We start from the raw sequence: 13,577 nt of genomic DNA on the forward strand, positions 1-13,577 counted from the left end.
TGAAACGTTCTGGCATAAAATGAGGGATTATTGTCATTTATGACAAAAGGTGCTGCGTTAGTCTAGGTGGCAGGTCATCGCGACCGATGATGATTTTTGATTTAGGAACCAAAAATGACACAGAACGAGAGTGCCGCCTTGATCCTGATTGACTGGCAGAAGGGGTTTTCCGATCTTGCCTATTGGGGCAATCGTAATAATCGCGCGGCCGAGGAAAATGGCGCGACGCTGTTGGCGCATTGGCGGGCAATGGGATGGCCGGTTATTCATGTACGCCACGACAGCACCACACCGCAATCACGCCTGCATCCCGATCATCCGGGGCATGCCTTTATCGACTTTGCCAACCCCCGCGATGGTGAGCCGATCTATGGCAAATTGGTCAATTCTGCGTTTATCGGCACGACGCTTGAAACGGATTTGCGTGCACGGGGCATTCAAAAGATTGTGCTGTGCGGGATTTCGACAGATCACTGTGTGAATACAACAACGCGCATGGGCGGGAATCTTGGGTTTGATGTGACTGTTGCGGCGGATGCCTGCTATGCTTTTGACCGTAAATTGCCTGATGGGCGTGTGTTTGGCGCAGATGTGGTGCATGACGTGGCGCTGGCCAGCCTTAATGGTGAATTTGCCGCGGTTAAAACAGTCGCACAGATCATTGCCGGGTGATCGGCAATTGACTTGCGTTTGCAGCTGACGCAATTTGCCACCTGATTTCCGCAAAAGGTGCCCCCATGACCAAAATTGATACCCAAGAAAAGCTGCGTGCCATCTATGGTGCCCCCCTTGAAGTTGCCGTTTCAAAATGCCTTTCCGCACTTGATCCGCACTGCAAGCATTTCATCGATTTGGCACCTTTTGCCGTGATTTCATCGGCAGATTCGAACGGGGATGCGGATGTCAGCCCGCGCGGTGATGGTCCGGGCTTTATCAAGGTTCTTGATGACAACACCATCCTGATGCCTGATCGTCCGGGCAATAACCGGGTTGATACGCTGGCCAATATTGTCGAAAACCCGAAGGTCGGGATGCTGTTTTTTGTGCCGGGCATCAATGAGACATTGCGGGTAAATGGCGTTGCTGAAATCCGTACCGATCCGGAATTGCTCGCACTGTTTGCCGATACGCCAAAGCCGCCGGTCACGGTGATCAAGGTGACGGTCGAGGAAGCGTTCCTGCATTGTGCGAAATCGCTGATGCGGTCCAAATTGTGGGATGCCAGTGCGCAGATCGACCGCAAGACGTTGCCGACCCTTGGTAAAATGATCAAGGATCAGACGTCAGCGAATTTCGAGGTCGGGACACAGGAAGAAGCCGATAAGTATTTCGCCGCATCGATTGCCGAGCGCGGATAAGCCGAGCGGTTTTGCACGGTTTGTGAATTTTATTACAAGGCGATGACGGGATGTCATCGCCTTTGTCGTATTGGCGTTACAAAAAAATAAGACCAGATGGCCTGTAAGCCGGGTTCTGTCCATGCGGCAAGCCGCACTGTATGGCCATTCATCTGGGACGTCCGTCGCCGAACGCCTCCTGCAACCAACCCGAATGGTGGTGCGAAAACCCACCTGCCGACAATGCCGAAGCATCCGGCCGACCATTCCTATTAGGTTTTGCTCCCGGTGGGGTTTACCATGCGTCCCGCATTGCTGAAGGACCGGTGCGCTCTTACCGCACCCTTTCACCCTTGCCGAATGGCTTGCGCGATTCGGTGGTTTCCTTTCTGTGGCACTTTCCCTAGGGTCGCCCCCGCCAGACGTTATCTGGCACCGTGTTTCCGTGGAGCCCGGACTTTCCTCCCCTGCTGCGAACAGCAAGGGCGACCATCCGGCCATCTGGTTGCGGTGATGTAGGTTAGATGGGGTCGTTCGTCAAGAAAAAGCAGTGATCTCAATCGACTGTCGGTTGGGCGCAAAAATGCCGACCAATAAGCATTGGAGCCATGCAAAGACAGATTTGCGTTCCTATCCTAAAGAGTGTAAAAGCCGTCATCAAATTCATCCACTCGTATAGTTATAGGCTGGCACATTCACCCATGCATCGGGCATCCTGGTTCATAGGCGCGGTCGCGCTGTTGTTTACGTCTGTCTGCGCGCAGGCAAAAGAGATCCGCATTTGTTACGACGAATGGGTTCCCTATGCCTATGAGGGGCGCGGCGGTGCCGAGGGCCTGTCGGTTGATATTGTGCGCACGTTCATGGAGCGGGCCGGGCATGAGGTGACATTTGTGTCGATGCCGACAGCACGGTGCCAGTTTTCCCAGCGGTACGGGGCGGTTGATGGCATTTTGCTTGATGATGTTGTGCATGCCAAAAGTGCCAACTTGAAGATATCATCAGACTCGCTGGCCAGCCGGGTGACGGTTGCGGTTGTGCGATCAAGTTTCCTTGAAAGCGAATATCGCGGGCCGGAAAGTTTTGACGGCGCAAGCTGGCTTAAGGTCATTGGTGACCGGTATCCCACGTTCATTGCAAACAATCCGGATATGCATGCGGTGGAAGTTGGCGAGAATGCCAAGGGGTATGAGATGCTGCGCCGCCATCACGTCGATGTTGTCTTCGCCGATCTTGCGTCGATGCGCTATGACATTGGTGCTCAGCGCGACGCCATGCAGTTCAAGGTTCTGCACCCGGCACTTGATGTTGCCAAATTTTATCTGAGCCTTGGCGCAGAGACAGCCGACATCCTTGGCGACTTTAACCTTGCGATGGCGCACGGTGTTGAAAGCGGCGAGCTGGATAATATTTATTACCGCTACCTTGGTTTTAGCCGGAATGGCTATGCGCGCTATATCGAGCATTCTGACGGGGCGGGCACGGCAGAGAGCAACAGCATTGAACAATAGTGTTTTTGGATGTTGCGTCGTCGATAGGCAGTCGGCCTAAAGGCTGGGACGCCTATCTCGACGCGGCTTTGACCAGTGCCTTGGCGATGGCCACGCATTCGTCATCAACCTTCCCGGAAATATCGGACGGACGCCAGTGGCGCTGAAAGGCGATGCGGCGTTTTTGCCCGTCACCATCGCCATAGCCGATTTGATCAAGCAGGGGGTCAAGGGTGTTAGGAGATGTGATGGCGTCGGTCGACATTTTGGATGACATCTGGGGCCAGATTTGGGGCCATAATCCGATGCCGTGTTCGGCCAGTTTGTCCCATGGGAACAGCTCGCCGGGGTCTTCTTTGCGGTCCGGGGCCATGTCGGAATGGGCGATGATGCGGCTGGCCGGGATGGTGTGGCGGCCCAGAATATCGCGGCAAAGTGCAATCACCGATGCGATTTGATCTTCGGGGAAGGCGCGATAGCCAAATTCATGGCCGGGATTGACAATTTCAATGCCGATGGAATGCGAATTTACATCCACACATTTTTGCCATTCGCCGCGTCCGGCATGCCATGCGCGTTTGTCTTCATCAACCAGTCGGAAAATCCGCCCGTCTTCTTCGATCAGATAATGGCATGACACCGATGACGCCGGATCACACAGGCGATCAAGGGCGATTTTCCCAGATTGCATGCCGGTGTAATGCAGGACCAGAATGTCAATCTGGCTGCCGTCCGGACGGTCGCTGAAATTGGGCGATGGATGGTCGATGATGTGTGTCATTGCGTTGCCTGCCATCGTCCGATCACCCGTTCCTGATCAATCCATGCCCTGGGTTTTGCGCTGTACCGGTTTGCGCAGCATGATAACGCCCACCCCGCACAGCACAACCGCCCCGCCAATGATTTTCAGCACGGAAAAAGCTTCGCCAAAGACGATGAACGATCCAAAAACACTGATCACCGGGGCCAGAAGCGACCATGGCACGACAACATTGACGTCCTGAGTTTTTAGCAAGTGATACCAGAAGCCATAAGCAACGATGGACGACATGACGACGGTGAAGCTGAGGTTGGCCCATGCCACCCAGCTTGCGCTCATGACCGCCTGAAACGCGTGCGGTTCAAAAATCAGGGACAGGAAGAACAATTGCGGCGCGGCCATGAGTGCCATCCAGCCATTAAGCTGAAAGGTATCAATATCGCCCAGTTTTTTGATCATGACATTGGCAACCGCCCACATGAAGGCGGCAAACACCACCAGCAACAATGGCAGTTGCAGGTCGGTCATGGTCGGATCCCAGAACATGATAATGACCCCGACAAAGGCCAGTGCCATGCCCGAAAGCCGTTTCCAGCCCAGCCGGTCATTAAAGAAATAGGTGGCCAGCATCGATGAAAACGGCACGCCCAAAAGAACGATAATCGCCACCGGCCCGGCATCGATCATCGACAGGGCATAAAACAAAACCCCGAAATGGAAGGTGCCAAAAACGGCCGAAATGATCGCCAGTTTCCCCATGCGGCCACGCGGCATGCGGGCAAACGGGATCAACAGGGCCGCAACAGCGCCAAAGCGAATGGCGGTCAGCATGAAAGGCGGGATTTCACCGACCGCACCCTTGACGGTCAGCATGTTGACGCCCCAGATGATGGCGACGGACAAGGCCATGAGGGTGGCTTTTAACGGCATGACGCGGGCTTTCAACAAGGGTTGGCCCGATCCTTGTTCGGGTGCCGACCGTGTGACACGTGACCGCCGCCAAAGTTGGCGACGGGGATTTATCCCTTGATCCACTGTTTTACATCACAGGACAAATGAGTTGTTTTCAACTGCAGGCTCAAGTGTGGCGCATCTACCGTTGCGGGTAAAGTCCCGCAACGTTTCGCCCACGCCAAAAGATCACTAGGTCCTGACCCCAGATGATCGGTCTTAGCCGAGTTCTTCACGCATCATTTCAAGTTCCAGCCAGCGGCCTTCGCACTCTTCGAGTTCGGCGCGTGCGGCATCAAGGCGATCAGCCTTCTTCTGGAAGGCTTCGGGGTCCTTGGTGAACAGGCTGCCATCTGACAGGGCGGCTTCGATGTCGGCCATCTCGGCCTCAATCTTTGCCATTTTGTCGGGCAGGTTGTCGTATTCGCGCTGATCTTTATAGCTCAGCTTGGCCGCCGCTTTGGGCTTTGCCGGGGCCGTGGCCGATGTGAAGGCCTTCTTGCCGGTTTTTGCCGCAGGGCGGTCTTCGGTGGGGGCTTGTCCGGCATTTGAAAGTTTGCGCTGGGTGATGTAATCGGAATAGCCGCCAGCATATTCAACCGCCAGCCCGTCGCCCTCCATAACGATGGAGGACGTTACCACGCGATCAAGGAAGTCACGGTCGTGGCTGACCAGCAGAAGCGTGCCTTCGTAGTCATCAAGCATTTCCTGCAGAAGATCGAGCGTATCCATATCAAGATCGTTGGTCGGCTCATCCATGATCAGAAGGTTGGTCGGCTTGGCCAGTTGCTTGGCCAGAAGCAAACGATTGCGTTCGCCACCCGAAAGGGCGCCAACCGGGCTTCGGGCCTGCTTTTCATCAAACAGGAAATCGCGCAGGTAGCTGACGACATGGCGGGGATTGCCGCGCACCATGACCTGATCACCGCCGACATCGCAGAGCGTATCCCAAAGGGTCATGCTGTCATCAAGGGCAACACGTTTCTGATCGAAATAGGATGCGTTCAGGTTGGTGCCGATCTTGACCGTGCCGCTATCGGGTTCAAGCTGCCCGGTCAGCATTTTAAGCAAAGTGGTTTTACCCGCCCCATTCGGGCCAATGATCCCCACCTTGTCACCGCGCAGAATACGGGTTGAGAAACCGGTCAGGATTTCACGGTCGCCAAATGACTTGGCGATATCGGTGGCCTCGATCACGACCTTGCCCGATGTGCCACCCGTGTCAGCGGCAAGCGACACATTGCCGATGCGATCAACCTGTGCGGAGCGCTGTTCGCGCATATCATACAGACGGCGCAGACGGCCCTGGTTGCGTTTGCGCCGCGCCGAGATGCCCTGCACCGACCAGACGGTTTCCTTGGCGATCAGCTTATCAAGTTTGGCGCGTTCCTCGGATTCCTTGCGGTAGATTTCCTCGGACCATTCTTCGAACTTGGCAAAGTTAAGCTTGCCCTGATGCATCACGCCGCGATCAAGCCACAGCACCCCGTTTGACACCGCATTGAGGAAGGCGCGGTCATGCGAAATCACCACAACCGCACCGCGGAAGTTTTTAATCTCGCCTTCGAGCCATTCAATCGTCGGCAGATCAAGGTGGTTGGTCGGCTCATCAAGCAGCAAGACCTGTGGGTCGGCAATCAGTGCGCGCGCAATTGCCGCGCGGCGGCCTTCACCACCGGAAAGCTGTTTGGGATCAGCCATTGGATCGATGCTGACGGATGCGAGGAGCATGTCGGAGCGATAGGAATATTCTTCTTCATGGGCATCAAGGGCGGACAGAACAAATTCTTCGACCGTGTCATAGCCGTCAAATTTCGGTTCCTGATTAAGGTAGGCCACCTTGCAGCCCGGCTGGACAAAGCGTTCGCCGCCGTCAGCTTCGATTTCACCGGCGATGATTTTAAGCAGGGTGGATTTGCCCCCGCCATTTCGCCCGACAAGGCACAGCCGATCCCGTTCGCCAATGGCAAATGAAACATCGGAAAACAGATCATTCCCGCCAAAGGTCAGGTGAATGTCATTAATATTAATCAGCGGTGGCGCCATGGGAAAACCGATAAGCTTGGGGTCAAAAATAAGTCCATTGGCCCCCTGCAAACAGCATATAGGGTGCCGTTGCAAGGGAAATCATGCGGGATGGGCGATAGAGGGTGCTTTTGTGATCAGCGAATGCCGCGTTCTTTGCGAATTTGATCCCAGGCGGCATTGATCCGGGCCATTTTTTCATTGGCCTGTTCGATGAACTCAGGCGGCATGCCCTTGGCCATCAGGGTGTCGGGATGATTTTCACGCGACAGTTTGCGATGGGCTGATTTCAGCTCATCGTCACTGGCGTCGCGGCCCAAGCCCAACTGTTGATACGGATCGGGGCCGTTCGAGGATGTATGGGCCTGATGCACGCGGTCAAAATCGATATCGGCAAAGCCAAAGATGTGGGCGACCTTTTTAAGGTAGGCCTGCTCGGCGGGGTGCAATTGCCCATCGGCCATGGCGATCTGATAGAGGGCTTCGAGGATGCCTTCAAGCAGGGCGCGTTCGCCGCGGAACATGGTGGCGATTTGCTGCGCATAGGGTTCAAACCCGTCCGGCGATGCCTTTGCCATGTCAAAGATACGACCGACATTTTTCGCCTCGCCCGGCGGGATGCTGAACACGCGTTTAAAGGCATCGATTTCATCGCGGCTGACATGGCCGTCAACCTTGGCCATTTTGGCAGCAAGGATGATGACCCCCGTGGCAAAGGCGATCTGGCGCGGATCCTGCCCACCCGCAAAGCTTTGATAGCCACCGTAATGGGGGCCTGATCCGCCAAGTCTTGGGGCGGACGCGTTGTTTTTAATCTTGTCGACAACATGTCCTGCGGTTGCGCCAAGGATCGCGCCAAGCGGTCCGCCCAAGGCAAAACCAGCAGTTCCGCCAATAATTTTTCCCCAGATGCTCATGGGTGATTTCTGTCCTGTTGTTTGCGATGCCTGATGTGAAAGGCGGGTCAGGACAGCAGGCGTTGCCATCCGAATGCGTTCCCCCCAACATAGTTTGGAGTGGGCAGAAAGAAATGGTCAAATCGCATTTTCTAATGCGTTTGGCTCAAAAGTATCTAATACGCTATACTTTGGTAGTAATTGATCTACCGTCAGTAGAGTGTTTCTAATGGGTTCTAATAACAAAATTGTAATTTAGTAACCCTAGAACATAGAAAGTCGGGGTGGGAAATGTCTTTATTGTCACGCATGAAGCTGGTGTATCAGATCTCGCTTCTGAGTATCGTCGCGTTGGTCATCTTTGCAATTGTAGGTATTACGCAATTCATCGCCGATCAGCAACGCCAGTCCGCACAGCTTATCGCCAAGGCGGCGACAGCCGATCTGTCGATTGTCGATAATACCTCGCGTGCATTTCTGAATGCCCGGCGCCACGAAAAGGACTTTGTCCTGCGCCGCGACGAGCAATATATCGCCGCCCATGATCAGTCATCTGCGAATGTGCGCGCCGGGCTTGAGAAGCTTGCCGCGCGCGAAGAACTTGGTGATCTTCTGGGCGAGGTGGACCAAGCCCGCGCGGCCTTTGAGCAATATGTCGCAGAATTTGCCAATGTTGTCGCCCTGCAGCGTCAGATCGGTCTGGACGGCAGTAGCGGTTTGCTGGGCGAAATGCGCAGTGCCGCATCCGAGGTCGAAGGTGCCTTGGCCGATGTTGCAAAGTTTGAAGCGATGCTGGGCTTAAGCGACAGCAAGGATTTGTCGATTGAGCTGTTGCAAATGCGCGGCAACGAGAAAGACTTTCTGGCCAATATGGACCCTGTGCATATCGAAAATGTCGAGGGCCTTGCCAAGAAATTTGAAGCATCCCTTAAAAAGGCCGGCAGCATTCAGGACGATAAGAAAGCCCAGCTTGCAAAGCTGATGGCATCTTATGTTTCCAATTTCAAAACCCTTGCCGATGCGACGCTGGCGCGTGAGGAATCGCTTGGTCGGCTCAGCACCTATTACGCGGCTGTCGAACCCATTCTTGAAACGCTCAGTACAGAAATCGGATCGGTCGCAGCAGACATGCAGGCGCGTTCCGAAAACATCGCGCGAACCGGTGTGATGGTGAGCTTTGGCATCTTTATTGCCGGGACGCTGGTGCTGATTGTCATGTCGTTCATTTTGGCGCGCGCGATTGTCAGTGCGATTACCGGGCTGACATCAAAAATGACCCGTTTGGCCAACAGCGACTTCGACCTGCAACTCGGCGAAGCCGACCGTAAGGATGAAATCGGCGAGATGGGCCGTGCGGTTGTTGTGTTTCGTGAAAACGGGCTGGAGCGGCAAAAACTTGAAGCCCGTCAAAAGGAAATTGACGAACAGCAACGCCAGCGCATCGAAACGCAGGAAAAACACATTCGCGAGTTTGACAATGATGTGGTCGCGATGATGAGCGAAGTGGGCACTGCGGTCGAGCAGCTTCATTCCGTGTCAGAAGTCCTGAGGCGCAGTGCGACAACGGCGGATGAGCAATCAACAACCGTGTCGGCCGGAACCGAAGAAGCATCGTCAAATGTGCAACTTGTCGCAACGGCGGCAACAGAACTTTCCGCATCCATTCATGAAATTGCCGGACAGGTCAGCGACACGTCGCAAATGGCCATTTCGGCCAGTGAGCGGGCGCAAACCACCAATGAAGATATTCAGGGGTTGAATACGGCGGCTGTGCGCATTGGCGAAGTCATTGGAATGATCAATGACATTGCCGGGCAAACGAACCTGCTTGCGCTTAATGCCACGATCGAAGCGGCGCGCGCAGGCGAGGCAGGCAAGGGGTTTGCCGTCGTCGCAAGTGAAGTCAAGAACCTTGCCAATCAGACCGCAAAGGCGACCGAGGATATCACCGCGCAAATCGGCGATATTCAGCGCGCAACCGGGTCGGCAGTTGAGGCGATTGATGAAATTGTTCGTATGATTTCTGATATCAGCGAACGCGCGTCTTCTGTCGCCGCGGCAGTCGAGCAACAAACCGTCGCCACCAGCGAGATATCGCAAAATGTCGAACAGGCGGCATCGGCAACGCGCGAGATTTCATCGGCCATGCAGGGCGTATCGTCCGCCGTTGCAGATACCACAGAGGCAGCACAGGATGTGCGCGGGTCTGCTGATAATCTTGGCAAGCAAAGCGACGGCTTGAGTGCGCGTATTGATCAGTTCCTTGAACGAATGCGCGCAGGCTAGGCCCTGATGCGCGGTCCTGACGCCAAACGTTAAATGGCAGGGAATGCTGTTGGAAAAAGAAGTCCGATTTGATGTCGGGCTTCTTTTTTTGTGCGGACAGATACGGTCTTGCCCGCAACTGCAGCATTCTGGTTGCGGCGGTGTTGCGCGACGAGAGTGCCTTTTGCGCACGGAGTGTCAAAAAAAATCAATATTTTTCGCGTAATTTGATTTCAGAGAACTCATATACCCCCTTATGAGGCAAATGTGCTGCGATGGTGCGGTGCAAAACGAAACCGGATATGACGGTCGGGGGCGACATGAAATTTCTATCACGCATGCGGTTAATCTATCAGATTTCACTTATTGGCGTTTCGGCTTTGACGATTTTCGTGATCGTTGGGGGTGTTCTTTTTGTCGCGGATGCGCAGCGACAATCGGCGGAAAATTCTGCTGATAGTGCACTTCAGGATCGTTTGCTGGTTGATGATATCGCCAAAGAATTCCTCAATGCCCGGCGTCGGGAAAAGGATTTCCTGCTGCGGCTTGATGAAAAATACGTCACAGATCACGCAGAGACGGTTGCAGCCGTTCATGACGGGTTGGAGAAGCTTTCAACCAACCCCAAACTGGCACCGTTTGAGGCCGAAATTGGCGCAATCCTGACGTCATTTGATGCCTATGCCAATAAGTTCAGCAAAATCGTCAATCTGCAGCGCGATATCGGCTTGACCGAAGAGGGTGGCCTTCTGGGCAGTCTTCGGTCATCGGTGCACGACGTTGAAGAAGCACTGGACACCTATAACGCCGACAAGCTGACCGTCATCATGTTGATGATGCGCCGCCATGAGAAGGATTTCCTGGCCCGCGTTGATCCGAAATATGTTGATCGCATTGATGCCCGACTGGCCGAGTTCGGCCCGGCATTGGCAGCAACAAACAGCATTCCCGACGATGAAAAGAAAAAGATCACGGGGCTGATGTCATCATACGTTACGGATTTTAAGGCGCTGGCGGAAAAGATCCTGATGCGTGAGCAGGAGCTTGGTTTGCTGAGCGATTATTACGCACAGGCAGAACCGGTTCTTGAGCAGTTGAGCATCGACATTACGGCGATAAATGAAATGTTGACCGCCCAAGCAAACGATATCGCTAAACGCAGTTTGATGGTCACCGTCATTATGTTTGTCGTCGGTGCGATTGCACTGATTTCGATGTCATGGCTTCTTGCGCGCGCAATTGCCGGTGCGATTGGCGGCCTTACCAGTAAAATGGCGCGGCTCGCGGAAAACGACTTTGACGTTGATGTGAACGAGGTGCAGCGCGCCGATGAAATTGGCTCCATGGGGCGTGCTGTTCTGGTTTTCCGAGAGAACGGGATAGAGCGCAAAAAGCTTGAAGCCATTCAGGCCGAGGCAGATAAAAAACGCCGCATCCGGATGGAGACGCAGGAAAAATACATCCGTGAATTTGATGAAGCGGTGGTGTCAGTGATGGCCGAAGTCGGTGTTGCAGTTCAACAGTTGCATTCGGCATCAAACGTCCTGCGCAGCAGTGCGGATGTGGCGGCAACCCAGTCAATGGCGGTGTCGTCAGGTACCGAAGAAGCATCATCGAATGTGCAATTGGTGGCAACGGCGGCAACCGAATTGTCAGCCTCGATCAACGAGATTTCCAGTCAGGTGACGGAAACCTCCAACATGGCGCAATCGGCAACTGAACGGGCGCGCAGTACCAATGAAAACATTCAGGGGTTAAATGATGCCGCGCTTAAGATTGGCGAGGTCATTGGCCTGATCAGTGACATTGCCGGTCAAACCAACCTTCTGGCCCTGAACGCCACCATTGAGGCGGCGCGTGCTGGGGACGCCGGGAAGGGATTTGCGGTCGTGGCAAGCGAGGTCAAAAACCTTGCCAATCAAACCGGCAAGGCCACCGAAGACATCACAAACCAAATCAACGGCATTCAACAGGCAACCAGTCTTGCGGTCGATGCCATTGATGAAATCGTGCGGATGATTTCCGACATCAGCGAGCGGGCCGCAGCCGTTGCAGCCGCCGTCGAAGAACAAACCGTTGCGACCGGCGAAATTTCACAGAATGTCGAACAGGCGGCAGCCGGGACAGAGGAAATATCGGCGGCAATGCAGGGGGTTTCGGGGGCGGTTGCCGATACCAATGTTGCGGCAAACGATGTGCATGGATCGGCCACCAATCTGGGCACTCAAAGCGAGAGCCTGCGGGGACAAATTGACGGGTTCCTGGAACGTATGCGATCACTTTAACGATGAATTGTCGATAATAGATGGCGGCTGGGCTTTACCTTGCCGCCATTTTCACGATAAAATCACGACAATATCACGAGATATAAGTGTCAAATCACCCGCGAAACACCTGCGCGTGAGAAAAGGGGAACGTCGTATGACTGATAAACCACGCATTGTTTCATCATCGCATCTGGTGTCAGAGCGTGCTGCTGAACTTTCCGAACTTGAGTTTGCCCTGATCCTGTCGGGCAATGCGTTTGATCGCTGGATGGTGCGCTGCATGCGTGCGGCTGGCATGCCTGATCTGTCGGTTCTCGATATTCTGGTTCTGCATAATGTCAATTCACGCGAACGCGAAAAAAGCCTGTCGGAGGTTTGCTTTGTGCTCAATGTCGAAGACAGCCATCTGGTGAATTACGCCTTGAAGAAATTGCGCAAGCTTGGCCTTGTTGAAGGCAACAAGCGTGGCAAGGAAGTGCATTACGGCACGACACCCGATGGCCGTGCGATGTGCGAGAAATACCGTGAAGTGCGCGAAGCCTGCCTTGTCGAAACGTTCCAGCGTCTTGGCGTAAACAGTCAGGAAGTTGGCGATGTTGCCAAGACGCTGCGTGCGATTTCCGGTGTTTATGATCAGGCGTCGCGTGCGGCAAGTGCGATGTAAATCAGGCCTGCGTGATTTGGCCCGTATGATTTAGGGTCAGGAGCCATTGAAACCAAATTAATGGGTCCTGAACCTAGGGCTGAGGCAGCAGCGTTCGATTGTAGGTTGGTGACATCACGATCTCGTTAAAGCAGACCCGCATGGGAGCTGCGACCACGTAGGATACCATTTCGGCCAGATCGTCGGGCTTTAACATGAGAGAGAGTTCTTCATCGGTGACGGGCACCGGACGTTGTTTCAGGATCGGTGTGGCAACTTCCCCCGGACTGATGCAGCAGCAGCGGATGTTATTGTGCATTTCTTCCTGATTTATGCTGTGGGAGAGGTCGATAACGCCACGTTTGGACGCGATATAGGCCGGGCCGGCGGCAGGGAATTCGTGGCGCGCCGACCAGGAAGAAATATTGATGATCAGCCCGTCTTTTTGCGCGCGCATGACGGGCAAAGTTGCGCAAACCGTGTTTGCCACGCCATTGAGATTGACGGCTACGATACGATGCCAGTCGCCAATATCGAGGTCGCGCCAGTGTCGTTTGGGACTGTTCATCCCGGCACAATTGATCAGGACATTGATTTTGCCCATGGACGCCTGAATGTTGCGCGCAGCATCCGCGACCTGATCGCTGTTGCTGATATCAAGCGGGTGGATTTCGACCTTTCCGCCATCTGACTTGATCGCGGTTGCGACCTTGAGAAGTGTTTCTTCGCGCCGTGCAGACAGGGCGACCTGTGCACCCGCCGCGGCAAGCGACTTTGCGATTGCTTCGCCGATACCGCTGCCAGCACCTGTAATCCAGACAGATTTCCCTGAAAGATTCTGCATCCGATTTTTCCTTTTTGGTGATTGGTCTGGATTCTACCATATGGCAATAAATCCAGAAATATCAGATTGATGGAAGATTTAAGCAGGATGAAGCGGGCA

11 protein-coding genes and 1 other RNA gene are annotated in these 13,577 nt (G+C 54.2%); 6 read left to right on the forward strand and 6 right to left on the reverse strand.

The window, feature by feature from the left end:
* Window positions 1-114: 114 nt before the first annotated feature.
* The gene (locus COO92_RS02635; protein WP_101299622.1) at window positions 115-672 is read left to right on the forward strand and encodes a cysteine hydrolase family protein; all 558 of its coding nucleotides are present in this window, start codon (window positions 115-117) and stop codon (window positions 670-672) included.
* A gap of 65 nt (window positions 673-737) precedes the next feature.
* Window positions 738-1,358 carry a pyridoxamine 5'-phosphate oxidase family protein gene (locus COO92_RS02640; protein ID WP_101299624.1) on the forward strand — a complete coding sequence of 207 codons (621 nt, stop codon included), beginning with the start codon at window positions 738-740 and terminating at the stop codon, window positions 1,356-1,358.
* An 88-nt stretch (window positions 1,359-1,446) separates the two neighbouring features.
* Here the strand turns inward: COO92_RS02640 and rnpB are convergent.
* Window positions 1,447-1,842, reverse strand: an RNA gene (gene rnpB, locus COO92_RS02645) — RNase P RNA component class A.
* Between the two features lie 196 nt (window positions 1,843-2,038).
* Between rnpB and COO92_RS02650 the strand changes: the two genes are divergently transcribed.
* Window positions 2,039-2,848 carry a substrate-binding periplasmic protein gene (locus COO92_RS02650; protein ID WP_165792261.1) on the forward strand — a complete coding sequence of 270 codons (810 nt, stop codon included), beginning with the start codon at window positions 2,039-2,041 and terminating at the stop codon, window positions 2,846-2,848.
* Between the two features lie 52 nt (window positions 2,849-2,900).
* Here COO92_RS02650 and COO92_RS02655 read toward each other — a convergent pair whose 3' ends face one another.
* The 4 genes from COO92_RS02655 to COO92_RS02670 all read right to left on the reverse strand — a co-directional run bounded on the left by COO92_RS02655 (window position 2,901) and on the right by COO92_RS02670 (window position 7,480).
* On the reverse strand, window positions 2,901-3,608 hold the full coding sequence (locus COO92_RS02655; RefSeq protein WP_101300034.1) for an N-acetylmuramoyl-L-alanine amidase: 708 nt from the start codon (window positions 3,606-3,608) through the stop codon (window positions 2,901-2,903).
* A 36-nt stretch (window positions 3,609-3,644) separates the two neighbouring features.
* Complete coding sequence (locus COO92_RS02660; protein WP_240626289.1) at window positions 3,645-4,535, reverse strand: DMT family transporter; 891 nt, start codon at window positions 4,533-4,535, stop codon at window positions 3,645-3,647.
* Window positions 4,536-4,757: 222 nt separating this feature from the next.
* Entirely contained in the window at window positions 4,758-6,584 is a 1,827-nt protein-coding gene (locus COO92_RS02665; protein ID WP_101300036.1) for an ATP-binding cassette domain-containing protein, read from the reverse strand.
* A 116-nt stretch (window positions 6,585-6,700) separates the two neighbouring features.
* Entirely contained in the window at window positions 6,701-7,480 is a 780-nt protein-coding gene (locus COO92_RS02670) for a TerB family tellurite resistance protein (RefSeq protein ID WP_101300038.1), read from the reverse strand.
* A 270-nt stretch (window positions 7,481-7,750) separates the two neighbouring features.
* Between COO92_RS02670 and COO92_RS02675 the strand changes: the two genes are divergently transcribed.
* The 3 genes from COO92_RS02675 (at window position 7,751) to COO92_RS02685 (ending at window position 12,655) form a co-directional block, all read left to right on the forward strand.
* Window positions 7,751-9,745, forward strand: a complete 1,995-nt coding sequence (locus COO92_RS02675; RefSeq protein ID WP_101299629.1) for a methyl-accepting chemotaxis protein — start codon at window positions 7,751-7,753, stop codon at window positions 9,743-9,745.
* A 299-nt stretch (window positions 9,746-10,044) separates the two neighbouring features.
* A complete protein-coding gene (locus COO92_RS02680) occupies window positions 10,045-12,009 on the forward strand; it encodes a methyl-accepting chemotaxis protein (RefSeq protein WP_101300040.1) in 1,965 nt (654 codons plus the stop codon).
* A 136-nt stretch (window positions 12,010-12,145) separates the two neighbouring features.
* Complete coding sequence (locus COO92_RS02685; protein ID WP_101299631.1) at window positions 12,146-12,655, forward strand: winged helix DNA-binding protein; 510 nt, start codon at window positions 12,146-12,148, stop codon at window positions 12,653-12,655.
* A 73-nt stretch (window positions 12,656-12,728) separates the two neighbouring features.
* Here the strand turns inward: COO92_RS02685 and COO92_RS02690 are convergent, their stop codons facing one another.
* The gene (locus COO92_RS02690; protein ID WP_022732931.1) at window positions 12,729-13,478 is read right to left on the reverse strand and encodes an SDR family oxidoreductase; all 750 of its coding nucleotides are present in this window, start codon (window positions 13,476-13,478) and stop codon (window positions 12,729-12,731) included.
* Between the last annotated feature and the right edge of the window lie 99 nt (window positions 13,479-13,577).

Origin of the sequence: Thalassospira lohafexi (assembly GCF_002844275.1) — a bacterium.
GTDB classification, from domain to species: Bacteria; Pseudomonadota; Alphaproteobacteria; order Rhodospirillales; family Thalassospiraceae; genus Thalassospira; species Thalassospira lohafexi.

Excerpts from the sequence above, each read along its gene's own strand:
- COO92_RS02635 (WP_101299622.1), top strand. The coding sequence starts at position 115 with ATGACACAGAACGAGAGTGCCGCCTTGATCCTGATTGACTGGCAGAAG.
- COO92_RS02640 (WP_101299624.1), top strand. The coding sequence starts at position 738 with ATGACCAAAATTGATACCCAAGAAAAGCTGCGTGCCATCTATGGTGCC.
- COO92_RS02650 (WP_165792261.1), top strand. The coding sequence starts at position 2,039 with ATGCATCGGGCATCCTGGTTCATAGGCGCGGTCGCGCTGTTGTTTACG.
- COO92_RS02655 (WP_101300034.1), bottom strand. The coding sequence starts at position 3,608 with ATGACACACATCATCGACCATCCATCGCCCAATTTCAGCGACCGTCCG.
- COO92_RS02665 (WP_101300036.1), bottom strand. The coding sequence starts at position 6,584 with ATGGCGCCACCGCTGATTAATATTAATGACATTCACCTGACCTTTGGC.
- COO92_RS02670 (WP_101300038.1), bottom strand. The coding sequence starts at position 7,480 with ATGAGCATCTGGGGAAAAATTATTGGCGGAACTGCTGGTTTTGCCTTG.
- COO92_RS02675 (WP_101299629.1), top strand. The coding sequence starts at position 7,751 with ATGTCTTTATTGTCACGCATGAAGCTGGTGTATCAGATCTCGCTTCTG.
- COO92_RS02680 (WP_101300040.1), top strand. The coding sequence starts at position 10,045 with ATGAAATTTCTATCACGCATGCGGTTAATCTATCAGATTTCACTTATT.
- COO92_RS02685 (WP_101299631.1), top strand. The coding sequence starts at position 12,146 with ATGACTGATAAACCACGCATTGTTTCATCATCGCATCTGGTGTCAGAG.
- COO92_RS02690 (WP_022732931.1), bottom strand. The coding sequence starts at position 13,478 with ATGCAGAATCTTTCAGGGAAATCTGTCTGGATTACAGGTGCTGGCAGC.